This is a genomic window from Kribbella sp. NPDC051952, assembly GCF_040680855.1.
Lineage (GTDB): Bacteria > Actinomycetota > Actinomycetes > Propionibacteriales > Kribbellaceae > Kribbella.
In genome coordinates, this window is sequence record NZ_JBFAXQ010000031.1 from 52959 (window position 1) to 75325 (window position 22367).

The 22367-nt window shown below is 68.0% G+C and carries 20 protein-coding genes; 14 read left to right on the forward strand and 6 right to left on the reverse strand.

Translation table 11 applies throughout. From position 1 onward, the window contains the following. Window positions 1-86: 86 nt before the first annotated feature. Window positions 87-5351: a hypothetical protein gene (locus tag AB0L70_RS36230; RefSeq protein WP_363691356.1), complete on the forward strand. Its 5265-nt coding sequence runs from the start codon at window positions 87-89 to the stop codon at window positions 5349-5351. Window positions 5352-5554: 203 nt separating this feature from the next. Here the strand turns inward: AB0L70_RS36230 and AB0L70_RS36235 are convergent, their stop codons facing one another. Then, window positions 5555-6217 (reverse strand): alpha/beta fold hydrolase, encoded by a 663-nt coding sequence (locus AB0L70_RS36235; protein ID WP_363691357.1) that lies wholly within the window; start codon window positions 6215-6217, stop codon window positions 5555-5557. A 58-nt stretch (window positions 6218-6275) separates the two neighbouring features. Between AB0L70_RS36235 and AB0L70_RS36240 the strand changes: the two genes are divergently transcribed. Next, window positions 6276-6674: a helix-turn-helix domain-containing protein gene (locus AB0L70_RS36240; protein WP_363691358.1), complete on the forward strand. Its 399-nt coding sequence runs from the start codon at window positions 6276-6278 to the stop codon at window positions 6672-6674. 19 nt (window positions 6675-6693) lie between these two features. Here the strand turns inward: AB0L70_RS36240 and AB0L70_RS36245 are convergent, their stop codons facing one another. Further along, window positions 6694-7305 carry a helix-turn-helix domain-containing protein gene (locus tag AB0L70_RS36245; RefSeq protein WP_363691359.1) on the reverse strand — a complete coding sequence of 204 codons (612 nt, stop codon included), beginning with the start codon at window positions 7303-7305 and terminating at the stop codon, window positions 6694-6696. A 79-nt stretch (window positions 7306-7384) separates the two neighbouring features. Between AB0L70_RS36245 and AB0L70_RS36250 the strand changes: the two genes are divergently transcribed. Beyond that, window positions 7385-8344: a zinc-dependent alcohol dehydrogenase family protein gene (locus AB0L70_RS36250; protein WP_363691360.1), complete on the forward strand. Its 960-nt coding sequence runs from the start codon at window positions 7385-7387 to the stop codon at window positions 8342-8344. Here the strand turns inward: AB0L70_RS36250 and AB0L70_RS36255 are convergent. Beyond that, window positions 8334-8828 carry an RDD family protein gene (locus AB0L70_RS36255; RefSeq protein ID WP_363691362.1) on the reverse strand — a complete coding sequence of 165 codons (495 nt, stop codon included), beginning with the start codon at window positions 8826-8828 and terminating at the stop codon, window positions 8334-8336. The genes AB0L70_RS36250 and AB0L70_RS36255 overlap by 11 nt on opposite strands. A gap of 260 nt (window positions 8829-9088) precedes the next feature. Here AB0L70_RS36255 and AB0L70_RS36260 point away from each other — a divergent pair, with 260 nt between their 5' ends. After that, window positions 9089-9898, forward strand: coding sequence for a hypothetical protein (locus tag AB0L70_RS36260; RefSeq protein WP_363691363.1), 810 nt, complete (start codon window positions 9089-9091; stop codon window positions 9896-9898). An 8-nt stretch (window positions 9899-9906) separates the two neighbouring features. Then, entirely contained in the window at window positions 9907-10842 is a 936-nt protein-coding gene (locus AB0L70_RS36265) for a hypothetical protein (RefSeq protein WP_363691364.1), read from the forward strand. Window positions 10843-10863: 21 nt separating this feature from the next. Here the strand turns inward: AB0L70_RS36265 and AB0L70_RS36270 are convergent, their stop codons facing one another. Continuing rightward, window positions 10864-12345 (reverse strand): SDR family oxidoreductase, encoded by a 1482-nt coding sequence (locus AB0L70_RS36270; protein ID WP_363691365.1) that lies wholly within the window; start codon window positions 12343-12345, stop codon window positions 10864-10866. Between the two features lie 133 nt (window positions 12346-12478). On the opposite strand from AB0L70_RS36270, the gene AB0L70_RS36275 reads away from it, so the two are divergent. From AB0L70_RS36275 to AB0L70_RS36295, 5 genes are all read left to right on the forward strand, one after another. Next, window positions 12479-13309: a DUF4397 domain-containing protein gene (locus tag AB0L70_RS36275; RefSeq protein ID WP_363691366.1), complete on the forward strand. Its 831-nt coding sequence runs from the start codon at window positions 12479-12481 to the stop codon at window positions 13307-13309. Next, window positions 13306-13962, forward strand: a complete 657-nt coding sequence (locus tag AB0L70_RS36280; RefSeq protein ID WP_363691367.1) for a class F sortase — start codon at window positions 13306-13308, stop codon at window positions 13960-13962. The genes AB0L70_RS36275 and AB0L70_RS36280 overlap by 4 nt, the downstream gene beginning before the upstream one ends. 83 nt (window positions 13963-14045) lie before the next feature. Beyond that, complete coding sequence (locus tag AB0L70_RS36285; protein ID WP_363691368.1) at window positions 14046-14624, forward strand: sigma-70 family RNA polymerase sigma factor; 579 nt, start codon at window positions 14046-14048, stop codon at window positions 14622-14624. Then, a complete protein-coding gene (locus tag AB0L70_RS36290) occupies window positions 14605-15297 on the forward strand; it encodes an anti-sigma factor (protein WP_363691370.1) in 693 nt (230 codons plus the stop codon). The genes AB0L70_RS36285 and AB0L70_RS36290 overlap by 20 nt, the downstream gene beginning before the upstream one ends. 35 nt (window positions 15298-15332) lie before the next feature. Further along, on the forward strand, window positions 15333-16211 hold the full coding sequence (locus tag AB0L70_RS36295) for a MerR family transcriptional regulator (RefSeq protein ID WP_363691371.1): 879 nt from the start codon (window positions 15333-15335) through the stop codon (window positions 16209-16211). A 3-nt stretch (window positions 16212-16214) separates the two neighbouring features. On the opposite strand, the gene AB0L70_RS36300 is transcribed toward AB0L70_RS36295, so the two are convergent. After that, window positions 16215-17765, reverse strand: a complete 1551-nt coding sequence (locus AB0L70_RS36300) for a molybdopterin-dependent oxidoreductase (protein ID WP_363691372.1) — start codon at window positions 17763-17765, stop codon at window positions 16215-16217. A gap of 185 nt (window positions 17766-17950) precedes the next feature. Here AB0L70_RS36300 and AB0L70_RS36305 point away from each other — a divergent pair, with 185 nt between their 5' ends. From AB0L70_RS36305 to AB0L70_RS36315, 3 genes are read left to right on the forward strand one after another with little or no spacing between them, the layout of a single operon-like run. Further along, on the forward strand, window positions 17951-18658 hold the full coding sequence (locus tag AB0L70_RS36305) for a class E sortase (RefSeq protein WP_363691373.1): 708 nt from the start codon (window positions 17951-17953) through the stop codon (window positions 18656-18658). A 59-nt stretch (window positions 18659-18717) separates the two neighbouring features. Next, complete coding sequence (locus AB0L70_RS36310) at window positions 18718-19377, forward strand: ferritin-like domain-containing protein (RefSeq protein ID WP_363691374.1); 660 nt, start codon at window positions 18718-18720, stop codon at window positions 19375-19377. 12 nt (window positions 19378-19389) lie between these two features. Next, window positions 19390-20019 carry a ferritin-like domain-containing protein gene (locus AB0L70_RS36315; RefSeq protein WP_363691375.1) on the forward strand — a complete coding sequence of 210 codons (630 nt, stop codon included), beginning with the start codon at window positions 19390-19392 and terminating at the stop codon, window positions 20017-20019. A gap of 22 nt (window positions 20020-20041) precedes the next feature. Here the strand turns inward: AB0L70_RS36315 and AB0L70_RS36320 are convergent, their stop codons facing one another. Next, the gene (locus AB0L70_RS36320) at window positions 20042-20713 is read right to left on the reverse strand and encodes a TetR/AcrR family transcriptional regulator (RefSeq protein WP_363691376.1); all 672 of its coding nucleotides are present in this window, start codon (window positions 20711-20713) and stop codon (window positions 20042-20044) included. A gap of 90 nt (window positions 20714-20803) precedes the next feature. Between AB0L70_RS36320 and AB0L70_RS36325 the strand changes: the two genes are divergently transcribed. Further along, window positions 20804-22204, forward strand: coding sequence for an MFS transporter (locus tag AB0L70_RS36325; RefSeq protein ID WP_363691377.1), 1401 nt, complete (start codon window positions 20804-20806; stop codon window positions 22202-22204). Window positions 22205-22367: the final 163 nt, after the last annotated feature.

Sequence of the window (22367 nt, forward strand, 5' to 3'; positions counted from 1 at the left end):
TTCAGCATGCGCACCAGGCCGCGAGTCAGGCTGCAGCTCGGGCTGCAACTCGAGCTGTGGCTCGGGCTGCGAGCGCGGCTGCTGCTGTGGCTGCGGCAGAGGAGTTGCTCAGGGCCGCTGATGAGCAGGAAGCGTGCCGGGACGAGGCCGCGGGTGAGCGGGCCCGCAAGCTGCGTCTCCGGGCGGCGAGCAAGTTTGCCTCGGCCGAGCGGCACAGAGCGATCGCGGCTGCGCCCGCCACGATGCCGGCCACGATCGTCCAGCACAACGCGCTCCCGTCGGGTCGGCTGCCACACCTCACTGTCCTGTGCCGGCAGCTGAATGACGCGCTGGCGCGACGCAAAGCGCCGTACCGCTTCACGCCGGATGAGCTGCACGGCGCCCTGCGTGCAGAGACCCGGCGGCTACTGTCCCCGGACGGCTTGGTCCTGACCGTCGGCAACGACCCACGTGCTGACGTCGACGACCTGATCCAGATCGAGTTCAAGCTCGACCTCGGCGAGCTGCAGGAGGTCCTCGACAGCCCGGTCAGCTTCGACGAGGCCTGGGTCGGGCAGATGGTTCAGGCCGCGGCCAGCATCAACACAACCTCCACCGACGCTACTGGGGTCACCGCCGGCGTGAGCCTCAAGGGCCTGGCGGCTGCGTTCCCCCACGCACTGGCCGCCCCCGGAGTGGAGGTCGATACCGGCCGCAATCGTAGTACCAGCGGCGGTGCGACGGAGTTCATGTTCACCGGCGCGGTCGAGGTGCTCCGCGGCCAGATCCTGCACTACCGCTCGACCGAACCGCGCTGGTCCTGGCGCATCCGCTCGTCCGCGCGCGGCCCGTGGTCACCGACGCACGCCGTCGACGCCGGCGATCCTCAGGACGCGGCCTCACTCGACCTCGGCTATGGCGAGACCTACACCGTCGGCCCGCCGACGGAGACCGTCTCGCTGCAATCACTCGGATCGCCGGAAAAGCGCCGTACGACGCTGCCCGAGAACGTCGCGACCCGGGCCGACGGACTGGCCGAGCTGTGCGACCAGGCCGTCGCGGGTCTCCGGGAGCGGCTCGGCCGGCTCGATCGCGCCGGCCACGACCGACTCCGCGGCCTGCTGGTCGAGGACGCGATGACCAGGCTGGACGAGTCCACCAAGCCGGGCGGACTGTGGCGGCTCATCACGAGCGGCGGCCGGCCGGTGGCCTATGCCCAGCTGGAGACGTTCGTGGAACCGGAGTCCGCGGAGCTGCTGAGCGACAGCTCACCCGACCACAGAATCGACTTCTGGCGGGTCGGCACCTCCGGTGCCGTCGGCGGGCAGACGACAAGCACGTCCAAGACGATCGCCGGTACTTCGACGGGACTGCGGGCCGGTCGCGCCACCAGCACCGACGACGGTATGAGCACGTCAGATCAGGGCACTCGCTGGAGTGGCCACCGACTAGGCCCGACACTCGCCATGAAGCTCCGGATGCGGCACAAGGTCACCATCCATCGACTTGACCGCCAGGCAGCGTTCACCGTCGCAGGCGAAGGAGACGTCTGTCTACGGATGGTCGAGCGGGAGGCGTTCCGCTACGGCTTGCCGGTGCCTGCGGGTGCGCTACTTCGCGATGCCGACGGCAACCCACGCCGAGGAGCCGACGGCCGGTTGCTGCTCCGGGGCGATCCGCAGGAGACCGACGAGGACCTTCGGCTGCCGGTCTGGCTCGGCAACGGGCCTGGGCAATTGCGCGGCGCGGGACCGGCGATCATCCGTGAGTTCGAAGGTGCCGAGACCGTGTTGCACGAGTTCCTCGCCAACCAGTCCGACGACGCTCTGCTTCCCCCACTCGTGGCAGGCCAACCGGTGCCAGCCGACTTGGCCGGGCAGGACGACGCTCTGATCCTCAGCCGGGCGGAAAACCGTGAGCGCATCGGCCGGCAACTCGCCAAGCCGCGGTTCGAGATCGGCTACGACCACCTCACGCAAGAAGGTGCCCTGTTCCATCTGACCAGGCATCACACCGGTCGGCCGCCGAGCGTCCACACCTATCGGATCTCGGTCAAGCAGGACTTCGACCGGGCCAAGCTGCTCGGACTCACCGACAGCGACACCGTCGTCAACCTCGACATGGGTGTGAACTCGGTCGCGCGATCCGGCAGCACATCGAGCAGCCTGCCGTGGTCGGCCAAGGTCGGTCTGAACCTCGGGCCGGCGCAGGTCGGGGCCAGCTACGGCCGTGCTCCGCTCGGCCGGTTCTCCAGCTGGAGCCTGGCCAACTCCGCCTACCGGATGTCGATGTCCGAGTCCGGCGCGCGGGTCGCGGTCTTCGACGTACCGCACACGATCGAGATCACCGAGGTCACGGCGTACGGCGACTCCGAACCGCTGGCGACGGCCGAAGGCCGGTCCCAGGTGTGCCTGGACAGTGAGTTCTGCGATCGCGGTGACGAGCCGACCACCTCGGTGGCCGGCCTGGTCGATCCCGGGCTGTTGCAGACGGCAACGATCCAGCACATCGACGCCCGGGACCCGATCGAGCGATTGACCGAGGCGGTGCCCGAACTGGCCCGGGCCGACAGCGCCGCCCTGCACCATGTCAGCGGGTTCGTGGCCACCCGCAACCTGGTCGCCCGGCCGGAACTGCTCACCGCCAAGTTCCGCACCGGGCTGGCCGTCAACCCGGCGCCTTCCGACCTCCTCGAAGCCGTCGCGCGCCGCGGCCTCACCCCGCGCCCTTCGAGCCTGAGCATCACCAACCGGATCCAGAACCTCCGGTACGTCGGCAGCGGTCACCCCGTCATTGCCGACCTCAACACCACGATGGACAGCGTCACCGGTACAGCGGGCACCACCACCAGCCGGACGACCGGCCTCACCGGCGGCGTCGGCCTGGGTGCGGCGGCCGGCCTGTCGCTGGGTGGGACGAAGACGGTCAGCAGCTCCGCGGCGAGCACCGAGACCAGCACGGCCGGGGTCGAGCGGACCCTGCTCCGGGCCGGGCAGCACTATCAGTTCTGGGGAGATCTGGTCCTTCAGGCTGAGCTGCGAGCCGGCGGCGCCGACGTCCGTGCGGTGGAGGTGGACGGTGGCGCGGTCGTACTCACGGTGCCGGAGAGCGACGCGCTGCGGTCGTACGGGCAGGGGAAGCTGGACCTGCCGTTGGCGAAGGTGTCCGACGCGGTCGAGCGACTGCTGAACGGGAACCTCGCCGTCCCGCGGCGTACAGCGACTGCCCTGATCCGGAGGTATCTGCGGGAGAACACCGAGGTGACCGAGGGCCTCGCGGCGCGACTGGCGGACAGACTTCGGACGGTGGCCGGTCTGCAGCCGACTCCGGACGACACGCTCGCTGACGTGCTGGTCAAGGCCGAAGACATCACACGCCAGCGGGTCGAGGTCAAACTGCCACACCACTACCAGACCACGATGGGTGCGGCGCTCGTGGACCGGACCTCGCTGCAGGATCTGGAGGGAAACGACACCGATCTGCTGCGTGAGGTGTACGCCGCGATCGAGCGCCACGATCCGGCCGCGCTGGACGATCCCGTCCTCACCAGCGCACTCAACGGCGACTTCGCCGGTCGACGCGGCCGGGGGCACCTGGAGAGCATGCTCGACCCGGGCGGCCTGGTCCGCGAGTACTCGATCGACAAGGCCGGGATGCGGCGGAATCTGCGGGTGCGCGTCCGGTTGGCCTTCGACGGGCCGGTCACCATCGAGGGCGGCGACGCGACGGATCAGCGTGAGGACGCCTGGAATCTCGTGCAGCAGTGGGCTTTTCGCGAGCGCAGCCGCAACACCGCCGCAGGAACGTCGTACGACGGTAGCGTCGGCGGCTCGGGCTCCGTCGGGATCGGCGCGTCGGTCGGGGTTGGCACCGGGCTCGGGGCGACGGCGACCTCGGCCAGCTCCGATGTGAAGGCACGGATCAGCGAGGCGTTCTGGTTGAACACCACGCGCGTCGAGCGAGACTTCCGGCTGATCGTCGACGTCGAGGAGTCGCGGCTGCCCGGCGGGGATCCGGACCTGACCTCGCCAACCCGGCGGGAGTCGAGTGGGCGTCTCGGCATGTTCGTCCCCTCGTCCGTGGTCAGGCCGGTGTCCGCCGAGGCCGAGGCCGATGCCGGGCCGTTCGACCACCGGCCGGTGACTTTGCCGGCCAACTACCTGGCGGAGGGCACCCAGCCTTACCGGACCGGCGACGCCCAGGTGAACACGCTGTTCGAGGCGGTCTATCGCCGCCTCAGTCGGCCGGATCTGCTCACCGCCGCCGGCGCCCGCAAGCACAAGACCACGCTCGAGACCGCGCTCGGGGCCTCCGGCCGGAGCGTCGCGTTCCGGCAGATGGCCGACGCGGCGGGCCACGAGCTCGTCCCGCTGCCGGTCCCAGGGCATCCGCGGCGGAGCGTGGTGGTGCGCGTCCGAGCGGAGGTTTCCGGGCTCGAGCTCGTCTCGAATCCCGACGACACGAGCAAAGTCCAGCTCGGCGAGAACACCCGCGCTATCCACACCAGCCAGCTGACCGAACAGAGCAACAGGCTGTTGCCGACCACCAGGACCGTCGGCGGAACCATCGCCGGTGGTGCGCTGACCGCTTCCAGGACCAAGGGCGAGCAGGTCGCCGAGAAGGACAGCAGCACGGTCGGCGCGCGACACGAGGTCGGTGTGTACGAGTCCGGAGAGGTCGTCACGGTCAAGGTGGCGGTCGACTACCACCTGGAGTTCGACCGCCGCAAAGTCGGCCGCCATGGCAGGCCCAGAGTGACTCGCTCCGATTCGCTGCACCGCGCCGCGACGGGTGAGGCGTACCTGACGATGTTCCGGCGCGACTACGACGCGATGCGGGCCAGGATGGAGGCCGGTGAACCTGCGTTGGCCGGCTGGGATCCGGCCAACGCGCCCCGACCGCCGAGACCGGCGACGGTCCGCGTCACCGTTCGTGCTGACGAACAGCACCCGTACCAGCCGATGGTCGACGCGCTGCACCAAGCACGTCGTACGGGCGTCGTCGTACGGCTCACCATTCGCGCGGAGGACGGAAGCAAGCAGGTCTACAAGGCCAAACCTGACGGCACCATGACCAGCCGCACCGACAATGACTTCGCTGCCGCGTTCGCGACCTTGCATCCCCAGCTGGCCCTACTGGCCGAAGGACGCGTGGATCTGCGCGACCTGCACGCATCGAGCAACCGCCCGGATCGATTCACCGGCGCAGTCGTGGAAGCCCTCCAGAACAAGGGCATTCCAGCCGCAGCCCTGATCGAGACGGCCTCGGCGCAGGGCTCTCCCGGGCAGCTCGCCGTACCCTCTGCCCGGGAGAACCGAGAGCGGCCGGATCCCTCGGTCGACCGCCGCATCACCCGCGGCCCCGCCTGGTGAACGGGGCCGAGAGCAACTTTGGTGTGGCCCACGGGTACGAGCGGGCCACACCCCAAAGTCTACTGACCCACTAGACATTCATGTCGCCGTCTCACGATGTGGAGCGCAGGCTGAGCCAGGCGACGAGCGCCTCCAGCAGACGATCGGGAGCGTCCAGCGGTATCAGGTGACCGCAGTCGTCGAACTGGAGTGCGGTGAGGTCATCAGCCGCAGGACCGAGTTGAGGCTGCGAGTGCCGGCCCGACAGGTTGAGCGCCGATCACCAGAACGGGTGTCTTCAGGCTTTTCGCAGTCAGGAGCCTCGCCAACTCCCGTGCTGTCCGAGGCATGGCGCGATAGTGCTCGAAGGCACCGGCCAACGCTGTGGTCCCTGTGTAGGCGGACGCAAAGTGGTCAGTGAGTTCGAGTCCCACGCCAGCACCCTCCGCCGTTCCGGCGCGCAAGAACCACTCGACGTACTCGCGCTCATGACCGGTCAGCACCTTCTCCGCGAACCCGGGAACCTGGTGAAAGCCGAACCACCACGGCAGGCCACGCTCCACGAAGGCCTCGGCTCCGGCGACCCCTGGCAGCACCGCCTCCATCACCGCCAGACGATCGATGCGGTCAGGACACTTCAGCGCGAATCCCACCGCCGCGGGCACACCTGCGTCGATACCGACCATCGCCGTACGCTCGATGCCCAGAGAGTCGAGCAGCCCTTCAAGCCTGTCCGCCAACTCCAGCGCGGATCCCCCCGCGACAAGATCCGGCGCAATCACCCGATGCGTCTGCGCAAGCCCAGGTACGACCCGATCCCACAGTCGAGGCGTGTGCGGAAAGCCGTGCAGCAGCATCACCGCCGGACCGGCGCCAGTGTCGATCAACAGATCCTCCTCGGTTACCGTTGGTTACCTGGTCGACGATAGAAACCGCGGAGGCACGATGGAAGACCGCACTTTCGGGACACCTGGTCACCCCGAGGTGACCTCGCGGCGCGGTGACCTGTTCAGTCCGGCTTGTCCGACTCGGCAGCTGCTCGACCGGATTGGTGGCAAGTGGGTCGCGATGATCGTCAAGACGCTCGCCGAGGCGGGCGAACTGCGGTACGCCGAGCTCAAGCGGCGTACGCCGGGGGTCTCGGCGAAGATGCTCACCCAGACCTTGCGCGGGCTCGAGGACGATCAGCTCGTCACCCGCCGGGTCGAGGCAACCATCCCGCCGGCGGTCTTCTACTCCCTTACCCCACTGGGCCACAGCCTCGACGAGCCGCTGGCTGCCTTGCGGGAATGGGCCGAGACGCACATGCCCCACATCGCGGACCATCGATCGCGAGCCCGCTGACGGACACAGCCGCCGGGCGTCAGGCGAGGCGAGGCAGAGGTGGGAGGGGGGAACGGGTTGGCGAGCTTTGGAAGGCCTGGATGATGAAGGCGGCGAAGCGACGGGAGGCTGCTACTCGGGCGGCTGGTGATGGGGCCTGGATGCCTCGGTTCGCCATCAGCATGAGGATCAGGTCGTCGAGGGCGAAGTCTTCGCGCAGGTGACCGGTGTCCTTGGCGCGGCGGGCCAGCTCGGAGATGGCGTTCACCGTGTACGCACGGTCTGCGGCGAGGTCGATCGCGTTCGGGAACGCCGACATGAAGGCGTCGGTGAAGCCCTGATTGCGCGCATGCAGCTCACAGGTCTTCGCAATGACCCCGGTGAAGCCACGCCAAGGATCCGGATCGGCGAGCCCTTCGTCCGCGATCGCGCGACACGTATGCAGCTGCTCCGTGAAGGCTTCGGTGACCAGCGCCTGTTTGGTCGGAAAACGCCGGTACAGCGTGGCCGGGCCGACACCCGCATGCCGGGCAACCTCGCGCATCGACACGTTCAGACCTTGGGTTGCGAACAGCGCACGCGCCGACTCGAGGATGCGTTCGCGATTGTCCTGGGCGTCGGCGCGCAGGGTGTGAGGCAAACGATCGGTCACGACTCTCACTTTAGCCAAGCGGACGGTGGCGTCCGTTAACGTCCGGACGTAGGGGGTATCCGAGCAACAGGAGACGACAGTGAGAGCAGTCGCAATCAAGACGTTCGGCAAGCCCGAAGGTCTGGAAGTCATCGACCTCCCCACTCCGACACCCAGCCGTGGCCAGGTGCGGATCGGCACCGAGGCGATCGGCGTCGGCGGCGTCGATGCCGTGATCCTCAGCGGCGCGCTCGCCGCCTATGGCTTCAAGGAAGGCCATATTCCGGGCGGCGAGATAGCGGGCACCGTGACAGCGGTCGGCGACGGCGTCGACCCAGCATGGATCGGTCAGCGCGTGTGGGCAGCGACCGGCGTCGGCGGTGGGTACGCCGAACAAGCACTCGCCCCGGCCGAGGAACTGGTTCCCCTTCCCGATGACCTCTCCCCCGTCGCCGCGGTGACGCTCGGGAGCTCAGGAGTCGTCGCCCACTTCGGCCTCGCGCAGGCACACTTCGCTCCCGGCGAGTCTGTTCTTGTCCGCGGCGCGGCGGGAAGCCTCGGGATCATGACCGTCCAACTGGCAGCTCGTGCGGCTAGCGCGGTCGCAGTCACGACGTCGTCCGCCGAGCGAGGCGATCGTCTACGTAAACTCGGCGCAACCCACGTGCTGGACCGATCCGGTGCCGGAGGCAACGATTCCCCCACCGAGTACGACGTCATCATCGACGTCGTCGCCGGCCCGGACATGCCGTCGTACTTCGGCAAGCTCAAGCCGAACGGCCGGATGGTTGCCGTCGGCATCGTCGGAGGTCAGCCGCCGGCGGACTTCGGCAAGCACCTGATGTCGGCGTTCCAGCGGTCATTGTCGTTCGCCACCTTCAGCGCAGACACAGTGCCCGAGGCAGATCGCCGTACGGTGCGAACCGAGCACTTCGCCGCCGCATCCCGCGGCGAACTGCAGACCGTGGTCCACGACGTACTGCCCCTGGATCAAGCCGTGCTGGCCCACCAGAAGATCAACACCGGCGAAGTCTTCGGCCGAATCGTCCTCACCCCGTAGGCAGGATCGCGGTTCTGGCGAGGGCGTCGTACGGCGAGACCGGGAAGAAGAGCGAACTGAGCCAGGTGAGCATCACGACGGACACGATGATGGTCAGTGTGATGAGCCAAGGTTCAGGGCTTGGCTGAGTGGCGAATCCATAGGCCACTGTGTGACCGAGTTCCCAGGGCAAGGCGACTTTCAAGGCGTTCCGCGACAGGGCGCGGAGGAAGGTCGGCTTCCGGCCCGTTCGGGTTGAGATGACGGCGAGGCCGCGCAGGCGCTTGCCCGGGGTCGCGCCTCGGGCGGATTCGCGCCAGGCCAACCAGAGCGTGACCGGGAGAACCAGGATCAGGAACGACCCCGCGTTCAGGATCCACACCGGCAGATCGACTCCCCGCAGCAGGAGTCCTAGCGGGACCAGCACGAGTGCCCACGCCGAGATGCAGAGCCAGTCGATGACCCAGGCAGTGATCCGCAACCACGCCAGCCGTCCCCTCGTCACGACCGCATCGTACGGGTGGTCGACGGTCATGGCTGAGGGAGATAACAATCATGGGATCGGCGTAACTTTCCGAAGCCGGCGCGTATCGAGTAGGCAGGAGTGCTTCGTACTGCGACCCCGAAAGGCTGGGTATGTCCGGTCGGTTGAGTAGGGCGGCGGTTGCCGCGGTGTTGGTAGTGGGGCTTACGCCTGGGGCCGCGCAAGCGGGGACGGCTGTGACGGCGCGGGCGTCGGCTGGTTGTTATGTGCATGTGGGATCGGTGACCGCCGGGGGTGATCACGCGGGCAAGATGGTCACGGTCGGGGCGGCGACGACCGACCGATCAGAGACCGCTGTCTACCCGCCCGGCGCGGTCCGGGTGAGCGGGTCGCTGGAGGCAGATCCGGACGTCATCGGGTACGGCGCCTCGATTGGCGGGTACACCGTCCTCGGCTCCTCCATGTACGCGACGTCGTACTACATCACCCTGGAGGGGGACGTCGACCGGACCAGGCCGACCACCTACCTGGTCGGTGGCGGCTGGGGTGACACCACCTTCTTCGAGACCACGCGGTTCTGGGACTACCCCAAACTGCCGAACCTGATCCGGCAGTACCAGCTGCGGGCCGACGGGACCCTGAGCCGTTGGGACATGCAGTACAACAACGGCGCCGGTACGGCGAAGTGGGCGAACAAGCAGTCCGCGACCGGGTTCGCCGCCGTCAAGACGATGGCAATGATCAGCCAGACGCTGACCTACGACACCTTCCTGGCGAACACCCGCGGCGGGGCGCTCTACACGATCCGGATCCCGCGCACCTCACCGATGAAGCCGATCGTGAAGCAGGTCCGCACGAAGACCTGGCAGGCGTTCGACGCGCTGGTGGCCGAGAAGTGCGGTCAGTACGGCACGATGCTGGTCGGCATCGACAAGGACACCCAGTCCGCCTACGCGTACGCCGTCGGCCACGCGAACGGCACGGCTACCGTGATCCAAGGGCTCGGCAAGGTGCCGGGCACCTTCGCCGACCCGGTCTATTTCCGGCGCCAGATCCGTCAGGGCGACGCCCAGATGCTGTTCGGAGAGTGATGGTCACCATGTCGGGACGACTCAGTACTGCGGGGCGGTTGGCTGCTGCGGCCGCGCTGATGACGGGGATGCTGGCCGGGCCTCCGGGTGAGGCACTGGCTGCTGACACAGCCGCCACCGCGGGATGCACGATGACGTCCGGGTCGGTGACCGCCGGTGGCGATCACACGGCCAGGGTGATCACTGCCGGCTCGCCACCGACGGTGCAGGAGAAGAGCCGCTATGCCGACATCTACCCCGCCGGCCAGCCCCGGTTGAGCAGCTTGATCGGCAACGAACTCGTCCTGCCCAGTCCCGGCCGCGGGTACTACGGCAACGTGGTCATCGGCTCCGGGCTGTACAGCAGCTTCTACATCGTCACGGAAGCCGGCGAGATCGACCCGATGCAGCACCTCAACAGCCGGATCGGTGGCGGCTGGAGTGATGTGACCTTCCTCGACGCGAGCTACCCGAAGAGCGCGGATCCGTGGGCCGTGGTCCACCAGTACGCGCTGCACAGCAACGGCACGCTCACCCGGTGGGACGCCAAGGGCGGGTTCTGGGGCAACCCGCAGTCCGCGGGCGGCTTCTCGGCGGTGAAGACGATGGCCCTGATCAGCCAGACCGCGACGTACGACACCTTCTTGGCCAACACCCGCGGTGGCGCGCTCTACACGATCCGGCTGCCCCTGACCGCGCCGATGAAGCCGATCGTCAAGCAGGTCCGCGCGAAGACCTGGCAGGGCTTCGACGCGCTGGTCGCCGAGAAGTGCGGCCAGTACGGCACGCTGCTGCTCGGCATCGACAAGGACACCCAGTCCGGCTATCTGTACGCCGTCGGGCACGCGAACGGGCCTGCCACGGTCATCCAGGGGCTGGGCAAGGTTCCGGCCACCTTCGCCGACTCGGTCAACTTCCGCCACGTCACGAATCCGCGGTCCGGCCCCTTGCTGTTCGGGGAGTGACTCGTACGTCGCCGCCGTCGGCTAGGGCCCGTGCGGGTCCGGGCCGATGGCGGCCTTGGCGATGTTGCGTTGCATGCCGCCGAAGATGATGCCGTGGAAGGGTTTGATCGACCACCAGTACAGGTGACCGGGCAGGCCGCGCGGATGGAACAGGGCGCGCTGACGGAAGACCGTACGGTCGGCCTCGTCGTGGTCGACGATCAGCTCCAGCCATGCCAGACCGGGCAGTCGCATCTCGGCACGCAGCCGAAGGAGCTTGGTCTCCTCGAGGTCCTCGACCCGCCACCAGTCGAGGGGATCGCCGACCGACAGGTCGCGCGGATTCCGCCGGCCACGACGGAGGCCGGGTCCACCGAACAGCCGGTCCAGCAGACCGCGTGCCCACCAGCCCAGCCGCCACGAGTACCAGCCGTTGCCGCCACCGATGCCCTCGACAACCTTCCACAGCCGCTCGGGGCTCACCGGTACGACGCTCTCCCGCTCGTCGACGTACAACGAACCACCGGACCAGTCCGGGTCACCCGGCAGCGGATCGCTCGGTGCACCGGGCATCGCGGCGGAGGCCCAACTGGTCGTGACGTCGAAGTCCTGCACGCGCAGCAGCGCCAGCTCGACGGCCCGATCGAATCCGATCAAGCCTGGCTGCGGATCGGGCACGTACTTCGCGATGTCGTGTTCCTTGCAGATCACCTCGTGGATCAGGCTGTCCACCAGCGGTCTGGCGATACTGCTCGGCACCGGCGTGACCAGGCCGACCCAATGACTCGACAGCGAAGGCGTGAGCAGCGGCAGCGTGAGGATGCGCCGTTGGTTGAGGTGGGCAACTTTCGCGTACTGCTGCATCATGTCGCGATAGGTGAGCACGTCCGGCCCGCCGATGTCGAAGCCGCGACTGACCTCGGCCGGCATCGACGCGCTACCGACCAGATAGTGCAGTACGTCGCGAACGGCGATCGGCTGGATCCGGGTGCCGAGCCAGCGTGGTGTGATCATCACCGGCAACCGCTCGGTCAGGTGCCGCAGCATCTCGAACGACGCCGAACCTGATCCGAGAATCACCGCGGCGCGCAATACCGTCACCGGGATCCCGGATGCGAGCAGGATCTCGCCGACCTCGCGGCGGGAGTCCAGATGGGGCGAGAGTTCCTCGCCTTCCGGGTACAGGCCGCCGAGATACACGATCCGCTGTACGTCGGCCTCCCGCGCCATCGACCCGAAGGTCAGCGCATTGTGCCGATCGCGTGCCTCGAAGCGTTTGCCGGTCCCGAGCGAGTGGATCAGGTAGTAGGCGACGTCCACGCCGTCCATGGCCGTGCGCACCTGCTCCGCGTTCCCGGCGTCGGCCTCGACCACCTCGATGTCGTCGTACCACTCGCGATCGCGGAGGCGGCGTGGGTTCCGCACCATCGCCCGGACCCGGAAGTCGGCCGCGAGCAGTTCGGGCACGAGACGGCCCCCGATGTAGCCGGTGACCCCCGTGACGAGGGCCAGTCGCTGATTCATCGACTTCCTCCAGACTCGGTGCCGGCAACTTCCTTGCATCACTTTTGCATAAGTTTTACCGGATCGCTGCATCCGTCCCGGTAGTTCCGGCGGAAGACCGGACAAGAAGGCCCGATCCCCTAGGAGGGTTTCCATGTCTGTCCGTCGATTCACTGCCCTGGTCGCCGCCGGTCTGCTGGCCGCCGGCCTGCCCGCGGCTGCCGCGCAGGCCAAGCCGACCGCCACTGCGACCGTCTCGGTGCTGCACGCGGTCCCCGGTGCGACTGTCGACGTCTATGCCAACGGCAAGGCGCTGCTGACGAACTTCAAGCCCGGCACGCTCACCGACCCGGTCAAGCTGCCCGAAGGAACATACGACCTGAAGGTGACCGCGGCCGGAGCCGGCGCGAAGGGCGCCGCCGTGATCCAGGCGGACAACGTGAAGGTGCCCGGTGGCGTGAATGTCACTGTGGTCGCCCATCTGAACGCTGCGGGTAAGCCAGTCCTGACGCCGTACGTCAACGACACCTCGAAGCTCAAGGCCGGCCAGTCCCGGATCACGGTCCGGCACGACGCAGCGGCCCCCGCGGTCGACGTCCGGGCCGGCGGCAAGCCCGTCTTCAAGTCCCTGACCAACCCCAAGGAGGTCAAGGCCGATCTGCCGGCCGGCACCGTCAAGGCAGACGTCGTACTCGCGGGCACGTCCACCGTCGCGATCGGTCCGGCCGATGTGAACCTCAAGGAAGGCACGAACACGATCGTGTACGCGTGGGGCAGCGCTGCTGACAAGAACCTCAAGCTGGCTGTACAGACGATCTCCGGTCTGCACGGCAACCCGTCCGGCATTCCCGGTGGCACCGGTGGGCAGGCGGCTGTGCAGAGCGGATCGGACGTTCCGCTGTGGCTGACCGGCGTACTCGCCGTGCTGGCACTCGGCGTCGTTGGCTTCGGTACGGCGGCAGTCCGGCGGCGTGCCCGGTCGTGATCCGGCTGCGCGGTGCGGCCATCGCAGTGATGGCCGCACTCACCGTCGCCGGCCTGCTGACCGGCTGCGGAAGCACCCCTGACGAGCGGACGGGGCCGGCGGCGCGCACCCTCGGCCCTACCCCCACCTCGGCCGAGCCCCGCGCTCCGTCCGCTCCACCCCTGCCTCGCACCCACGCAGCAGCTCCGACCACCGCGGCGGCTGCTTCCACGCCCAGCAGAATGCGAATCGATGCGGTGAACCTGGACCTTCCGGTGCTCGCCGTGGGTGTCGCCACGGACGGGCAGATGGCATTGCCACCCGATCCGGCCAGGATCGGCTGGTACCAGTACGGACCCGGACCCCGGGACGCCGCGGGTTCCGTCGTACTGGGTGGTCATGTGGACAGCAAGGAGTTCGGAACCGGTCCGCTGGTGAGGTTGCGGAAGGTCCGCGCCGGCGATCGGATCGTCCTGCGCTCGACCGACGGCTCGGCCGCGACGTACCGGGTGCAGACTGTCAAAGATGTGCGGAAGTCGAGTCTCGCCCTCGGCGAGGTGTTCGACCGCGACGGACCCCGGCAGTTGCGGATCGTCACCTGCGGCGGCCCCTACGATCGCAACGGCGGAGGCTACCGTGACAACCTCGTCGTCACAGCGACACCGGTGCGATGACCCAACGGCGCTTGAAAGCTGAGCGATCACAAGTGGCACAGACTGTGGACACCTGCGGCCTCGACGTGGCTAGAGTTCGAGCCGTGACCAGTGGTGAGGCAGGCGCGCCGTCGCCGGCCGAGATCGCGAAGGGCTTCGCGGAGGGCCGCGAGGAGAGTCTCGCGGACGCCTATCGGCACTGGTCCCGGCTCGTCTACACGCTGGCACTGCGGTCGCTGGGAGATCGCCCCGACGCCGAGGACGTGACCCAGCAGGTGTTCGTCTCCGCCTGGCGGGGGCGGAACACCTTCGATCCCACCACCGGGCAGCTCGGCTCCTGGCTGACCGGGATCACCCGGCACCGGATCGCCGACCGGCTCACGGCCCGCAGCCGTGAGACCCGGAACGCCGAGGCGGTCGCCGGACTCACCGAGACCACGTCTGCCACCGAACGGCTGGACGAAGATACGGTCGATCGTGTTCTGCTGGCCGACGAGCTGGCAAGAATTGACGACCCCCGGCGAACCGTCCTCCGGCTCGCCTTCTACGAAGACCAGTCGTACCCGGAGATCGCGGAGCAGCTGTCCCTGCCCCTAGGCACCGTGAAGAGCCACGTACGGCGAGGATTGCTGCACCTGCGGAACCGACTGGAGGAGGTGAAGCGTGACGACACATCTCGATGAGGAGCTGCTGGCCCAGTGGGCCCTGGACGACGGCTCCCCCGACGAAGCCGCCGCCGACCACCTCCAGCGCTGCACCCGGTGCAGCGAGAGTCTCGCCGAACTGCGCGCGGTCGCTACGCAGACGAGTCAGCTGCCGCGGCTGGAGGATCCACCGCCGCACGTCTGGCACCAGATCGTCGCCGAACTCGACGACCGGCCCGCCACTGTCCGTCCGCTCCGGCAGCACCGGACGCGGCGGTTTCGAGGTCTGGCCGTAGCCGCGAGCATCGCCGCGGTCCTCGGTATCGGCGCCGGCGTGATCGGCACCCTACTGATCACCTCCGACGACAACACCCCGGCGCCGCCGGCCGCGGTCGTCCGGCTCGAACCGCTCACCGGCAAGTCCGGGGAGGGTAGTGCTGACCTGATTCAGGCCGCCGCAGGCAGGCAGCTGAAGGTCGCCGCCGCGGGCCTCGACGCCGGCCAGGGCTTCTACGAGGTGTGGCTGATCAATGTGGACGGCAAGCGCATGGTCTCGCTCGGCGTACTCAACCCGCGAACCGGCGGAACGTTCCAGATCCCGGGCGACGTCACCGCCCAGGGGTACCGGATCATCGACGTCTCGCTGGAGCCCGACGACGGGAATCCCGAGCATTCCCACGACAGCATCATCCGCGGAACTCTGCCCAGCTGACGGGGTGAGCCGCGCGGTCGTGCCAGTCTTGGTCTGTGGCGTCGACGAAGGCTGCTCAGGATGACGTCCTGCCGATGGGAGCCGTGCTTCCGGTGGGACAGGTGTCAGCGCTGCTCGGGATTCCCGCGGTCACCCTTCGCACCTGGGATGCCCGGTACGGCGTGAGCCCGTCCGAGCGGACCGCCGGACAGCATCGCCGCTACACCGAAGCCGATGTCGAGCGGATCCGCCGGATGCACCGCCTGATCACGAGCGGAGTCTCGGCCCAGGACGCAGCCCGGCTGAGTCACTCGCGGCCGACCATCGTCGACAATGCGGCCACAGCGGACTGGCTGATCTCTTCCACCGAGGAGCTGCGAACCGCCGAGATCGACGACCTCTTCGACACCTGCCTGGATCAGCGAGGCGCCGGCCGCACCTGGACCGAGATCGTCGCGCCGGCCTTTCGCCAACTCGGAGTGCGCTTCGCCGCCGCTGCCGATTGCACCGACCTCGAACTCCTGCTGTCGAGCGCGTTCGCGGCCGCGATCGACCGCTACCTCCACCGGCGGCAACTCCGCCCCGACTCGGCGCATCCGACGCTGCTCGTGCACTGCCCCGAAGAACGGCATACGCTCCCCCTCACCGTGCTCCGCGCGGTACTGCTCGAGCGCAGCCAACCCGTTGTCCTGCTCGGACCGGAGACCACGCCAACAGCCGTGATGGACTTCATCGCCCGAGCGAATCCGGTATCGGTGGTGCTTTGGGCAAGCATGCGCCGATCGGGCCAAGCTCAGCTCCGGCAGCGGGTCGAGCGAACCGGGCACCAGCTCTTCACCGCCGGCCCCGGCTGGCCACGCCGGCATGAGCCGCTCACCAGCCTCGCCGACGCCACCACCGCCCTGGCAGTACGCCGCAAGGTCAGGACCGCCTGAGCGCTACTCGACCATCACGATGGTGTTGTGGAGGCCGCTGGAACCGTTCGGGCGTGGAGCCGCCCGATCGGCAGTCTGTAGTTGACCGTCTCTGTCGGTGGCTCGAACGGTGAGCTTGTGGTTGCCAGGCTTCGCGTCCCACCGGAACGTCCATTGACGCCAGGTGTCGATGGAGTCCTCGGCCGCGAGCCGGGCCGCCTGCCAGGGACCGTCGTCGACCTGGACCTCGACCTTCGAGATCCCACGGCGCTGTGCCCAGGCCACACCCGCGGCGACCGCGGGCCCGGCCTTGATCGTTGCAAAACCTTTGGGTACGTCGATCCGCGACGCGGTCTTGATCGGCGCCTCGACCGACCAGCCCCGGTCGGTCCAATAGGCACTGAAGTCCGCGAACCGAGTCACCTCGAAGTCCACGATCCACTTGGTCGCAGAGACATAGCCGTACAGTCCCGGGACGACCATCCGGACCGGGAAGCCGTGCTCGAACGGCAGCGGTTCGCCGTTCATCGCGACCGCAAGGATCGCGTCGCGCCCATCGGTCAGCGCCTTCAGCGGCGTGCCGATGGTCAGCCCGTCGACACTCGTCGACTTCACCGCGTCGGCACCGTCCCGTACGCCGGCTTCGCGGAGGATCTCGGCGATCGGTACGCCGATCCACCGGGCGTTCCCGACGTACGGGCCGCCGACCTCGTTGGAGACGCAGGTCAATGTGATGTCGCGCTCGACCAGGCGACGGTCGAGCAGGTCCGCCAGGCTCAGCCGCAACTCGCGGTCCACCATGCCGTGGATCCGCAACTCCCAGTTCCTCGGGTCGACCTTCGGCACGGTCAGCAGCGTGTCGACCCGGTAGAACGACTTGTTCGGCGTCATGAACCGGCTCACACCAGCCACATCCGCGGTCACCCCGGCCGGCAGTGCGCGCGCCGGACTCCCCGGCGCCGGAATCTTGACCCCCATCCGGGTCGCCTGATCGACACCACCCGGCACCAGCCGCGATCCCAGCAGGCCTGCTCCACCGGCCACGCCCAACGACATCGCGGTCGCCAGGAAGCGCCGCCGATCGAACCCCTGCACTTCCCCGGCCGGCCCCGCCGGTGCCTGGGAAGGTGATCGACCGAGATACCTAAGGATCAGGATCATTCCGCCGGTAGCGATGATGAGCGTCACGACCGCGGGCAACAATCGGGTCAACGGGCTGGCAGCCAGCGTGCGTCCGGTCGCGGCGGCCAGGATGGCGAGCAGGCCGAGACAGACAGTGAGGCCGACCGCGAGACGCGGTCGCGAGGCACCGATGGCGCCGGCAACCAACGCGAAGACCGCAACCGCGACCAGGACCCCGCCAACGAGAATCGGCTTGTCGGCGGTACCGAGGTTCTTCACCGCCCAGTCCTTCGCCGGACCAGGTGCGAGGTCGATCAACTGCGTCCCGACCCCCACCACAGGCGAGGTCCCGCCGGCCAGAGCGGCAACCAGCTCACCGAGGCCGAGGCCTGCTGCTGCGGCCACGAACCCACCGAGGGCCGCACGAATCCGGTGGCGCGTTGTCGTCGACATGACAACCCTTCGGCACCACGCCTCCAGCAGATAGGCGAACTCCGCCGTCAGCTGGTCGGGAAGTCATACCCATCCGGGACCGGTTCGGCGCCGAAAGCCTTCTGTGCGTCGTCCCTGAGGAGATGATTGGCAGTGCCAGCCGTACTCGAAGACCACACCGCAACGCCCCGACCGGGTGACGGCCGGTGAGAACGTGGAAACCGGCTGTCCGCTGGCTCGCCGCCAGCATCGCCTTCGCGGTGCTCGTGGCCATCGGGATCATCGTGTTCGGCCGGGACGGCTCAGCTCCGTCCGCCGACGCTCCGGGGCCGACGGCAACCAAGTCGGCGAATGCCTCGCAGCCGAGTGCACAGCCGGACGGTGACGAGGCGCTGGTCGACCGGATGCTCGATCAGCTCAGGGCCGGCAATCCGGTCGAACCGCAGTTCGCCGCCGGCGACAATCCGGCGGAAGGTGTCCCGATCGAGGCGATCAAGGCCAAGCCCGGCGAACAGCTACGCCTCGGCCAACTCGCGATCCCGCGGCTCGGTGTCAACCAGCCGCTGAACAACGGCGTCGACGAGGCCGCTCTCGTCCAGGGCGTAGGCCATTGGCCCGGTACGCCGTTGCCGGGCAGCGCGGGCAACAGCGTCATCAGCGGCCACCGCAGTACGCACGAGAAGCCGTTCCTGAACCTGGACAAGCTCCGCCCCGGCGACCCGATCATGGTCACGCTCGGCGCGCGGAAGACGACGTACAAGGTCGTCAGGACCACCATCGTGCCGCAGGCGCAGTACGTGAAGTTCATCCTGCGGCAGCCCACCGACCCGGCCGACAAGCTCATCACCTTGTTCGCCTGCAACCCGATCACAGCTCATTACCAGCGCATCGTCGTCCAGGCGCGCGCCGGATGAGGAGGCGATAGCCCCTTTCCAGCGATCCGAAACCCGGTAGTGATCCCTTAAGGAGAATCATGGGTATCAGCAAGATCTTCGGGGGCCGTCCCGTCCTCGAGTTCAACGACGAGCACAGCCGGCGCAGCTTCCTGCGCAACGCCGCTCTCATCGGTGTCGGTCTCACGTACGTCGCGACCCGGCCCGGCGATCCGGTTGCCTTCGGCAAGGCAGATCGCGGTTTCACCAACGAGGTGGCCAAGAGCGATCTCGACATCCTCAACTACGCGCTGACGCTGGAGTACCTGGAGTCCGCGTTCTACACGGCGGGCCTGAAGGCGAAGCTGCTGAAGGGCCGTGAGCTGGAACTGGTCGACCCGATCCAGCAGCACGAGGCCAACCACGTCACGGCGGTCAGGACGACCATCCAGGATCTCGGTGGCAAGCCGGTCGCGGCGCCGAAGGTGAAGTTCCCGGCCGGGACGTTCGGCAGCCGGGCGTCCTTCTTGAAAACGGCGGGGATCTTCGAGGAGCTCGGCGTGAAGGCCTACCACGGCCAGGTGCCGTTGGTGAAGGAGGGCGCCATCCTCGCCGCGGCGGCGTCGATCGCCGGGGTCGAGTCCCGGCATGCGGCGATCATCGCGCAGATCTCCGGTGGTAATCCGTTCCCGGCGCCGATCGAGGCGCATCTGGGGATGGCGCCGGTGCTCAAGGCCGCTATGCCGTTCATTGCGAAGTAGAAGGGACAGCTGATGACTGACACCGTTCGCGACATGATCCATGGCAACGCGTCCGCCGTACCAGCAGGTGCGGCGCTCGGCGCCCTCACGCACGGGTTCGAGTTGGCGGCTGCGAAGGACTTCGGCAGCGATATCGACGTACTGAACTATGCGTTGACGCTGGAGTACCTGGAGGCCGAGTTCTACCGGCAGGGCAACAAGGCGGGGTTGTTGTCCGGCAAGGAGAAGAAGTACCTGATGCAGATCGGAGCGGACGAGGCGTCGCACGTGGCGACCATCACCGCGACGATCCAGAAGCTCGGCGGTTCGCCGGTCGGTGCGCCCGCGGTCGATTTCGGGGGCGCGTTCGACAGCCGCAAGAGCTATCTGACCACGGCGCACATCTTCGAGAACAAGGGCGTCGGTGCGTACCTGGGTGCGGCCGGGTTCGTGAAGGACAAGATGATCCTGCAGGCCGCTGCGGGCATCTTCGGCGTGGAAGCCCGACACGCGGCCGTGGTCGGCAACCTCCTTGGCCTGAAGGCCGAAGGTGGCGTGTACGCCGGCTCGACCGAGGTCGGCATCCCGAAGGCCGACGTGCTCAAGGCAGTGGCGCCGTTCCTCCGGGATCCCGCCAAGGTAGTTGCCGCAATCACCTACTAGGCGGCCACACGTTCCGGCTCGGTCACCGCTCGGGGGTGGCCGGGCCGGCGCCGTTCTGGTCGCGGTAGGCGTAGTACTGCAGGAACATGTCGACGCCGGTGTCGATGAGTTCGTCGGTGGTGTGGCGGTCGAGGGTGGCGCCGTACGTGCTGTGGACCAGGTGGGGGTAGAGGACCAGCGCGTAGAGCTGGAGGATCGCGGTGTTCACGTCGGGCATGGTCAGGCGACCGTCGGCGATCAGCCGTTCGAAGGCGGCGGCGAGTGCCGGGCCGGCGCGGTCGGGGCCGTGTTCTCGCCAGGCGCTGCCGAGATCGGGGAAGCGCCGTACCTCGCTGGTGACGAGATGGCGTAGCGCCAGCAGATCGGGGTGGGTCATGCTGGCGACCCACGCGGTCGCGGTCCACTTCAGCGCGGCACGCAGGTCGTCGGACTCCTCGAGGCGTTGCGCCGTACCCGAGATGGCGTCGGCCAGCGCACCTTCCAGAGCCTCGCCGACGACGGCCATGAACAGCGTTTCCTTGTTTCCGTAGTGGTTGTACACCGTCACCTTGGACACGCCGGCCTCCGCCGCGATCGTGTCGACCGCGGCGTCGAATCCGTCCCGGACGAAGGCCGCGCGGGCCGCCGCGATGATCGCCTCCCGCTTGCGCGCCGCCCGGTCACCGGTGAGCGTCCGCGGGGAAGTCTTCGTCATGAGCCTCAGTTTAGCAGAATCTGAACTGAACAGTTGAGTTCATATGAACTGTTCCGTACAGTTCGACTCACCGAGCTCTGAGGAGGAGTCATGGATCGAAGGAAATCGGCAGGCCTCGCGTTGCTGTCGTTCGCGATGCTGATCGTCTCGCTGGATCAGTACATCGTCGTCGTAGCGCTGCCGGAGATCGGTCGCGAGCTGGGCTATTCGGCGCACAGCCTGCAGTTGGTGATCAGCGCGTACGCCATCGCCTCGAGTGGCTTCCTGTTGTTCGGTGGGCGCGCTGCTGATCTGCTCGGGCGGCGTCGGGTGCTGATGGCCGGCCTGGCGCTGTACACACTCGCCTCCCTCGCCGGCGGACTCGCGACCGGACCGACCTGGCAGTTGGCGGCTCGCGCGGTCCAGGGCCTCGGTGGTGCGTTGGTCTTCCCCAGCACGCTGGCCATCATCAACACCACGTTCGCAGAGGGTCGGGAACGGAATCGGGCGCTGGGGATCTGGGGCGGATCCGGAGCGGCCGGCCTGGTGATCGGCGTACTGCTCGGCGGTGCACTCACTCGCCTGTTCGGCTGGGAGGCCGTGTTCTTCGTCAACGTCCCACTCGCCGGTACGGCGCTCTGCCTGGCGATCCCGCTTCTCGATCCGGGACGACCGCGGGACGCGAACCGGATCTTCGACCTGCCTGGTGCTTTGACCGTGACGGGTTCGATCACGCTGATCGTGTACTCGCTCGTCCAAGGCCCGACACTCGGCTGGACCTCGCCGTGGATCCTCGTGACCGCGACCGCCGGGCTCTTGTTCCTGGTGGCCTTCATCGGCATCGAGCGACGTAGTCCGGATCCTCTCGTGCCGCCGAACCTGTTCCAGAACCGCGTGCTGACGGTGGCCTTGGTGATCGCGTTCCTGTTCATGGCGACGTTCGGATCGCTGCTGTACTTCCTGTCCCTGTACTTCCAGGACGTCCGCGGCTACGACCCACTCCAGACCGGACTGGCCTTCCTGGTCCCGACCGCGGTCGTCGTGGCCGGCTCGACAGTCGCCGGGCAGGCGGTGACGCGCTTCGGCCTCCGCCGTACGCTGATCGCGGCTTTGGCTGTTGGTGCCGGCGGCGCGATCGCACTCGGTCTCGGGATGTCGGCGGGCGGCTCGTACGTCGCACTCGTACCGGGCCTGGTGGGAGTCAGCCTCGGGGATGGCGCGGTGTTCACGATGATGTTCATCGCGGCCGCGACCGGGGTGTCCGATCGCAAGCAGGGGGTCGCGTCCGGCATGGTTTCCACGAGTTCGGGGATCGGTGCCGTGGTCGGGCTCGCCGTACTCGTCCTGGTGGCCAACGCGCGGACGTCGGGACTGGTCGGCGACGAGTTGCGGGAGGCGGCGGCCGACGGGATCCGGAGCACGATCTTCGTGATCGGCGCGGGGATCCTGCTCACCCTGGTGTTCGCGCTCAGGTTGCGCAGGCCTGCGGCCGTGTGTGAGGTCGGGCGGTGAATTGGTACGGGCCGGTGCCACCGGCAACTATTGGCCAGTGGCACCGGCCCGGGTACTGGGATCAGGCGGCCGGTGGCATCAGGACAGAGTCGATCAGGTACACCGTAGCGTTGGCGGTCTTGACTCCGCCGCAGATGACGTTGGCGCCGTTGACCTTGAGCGC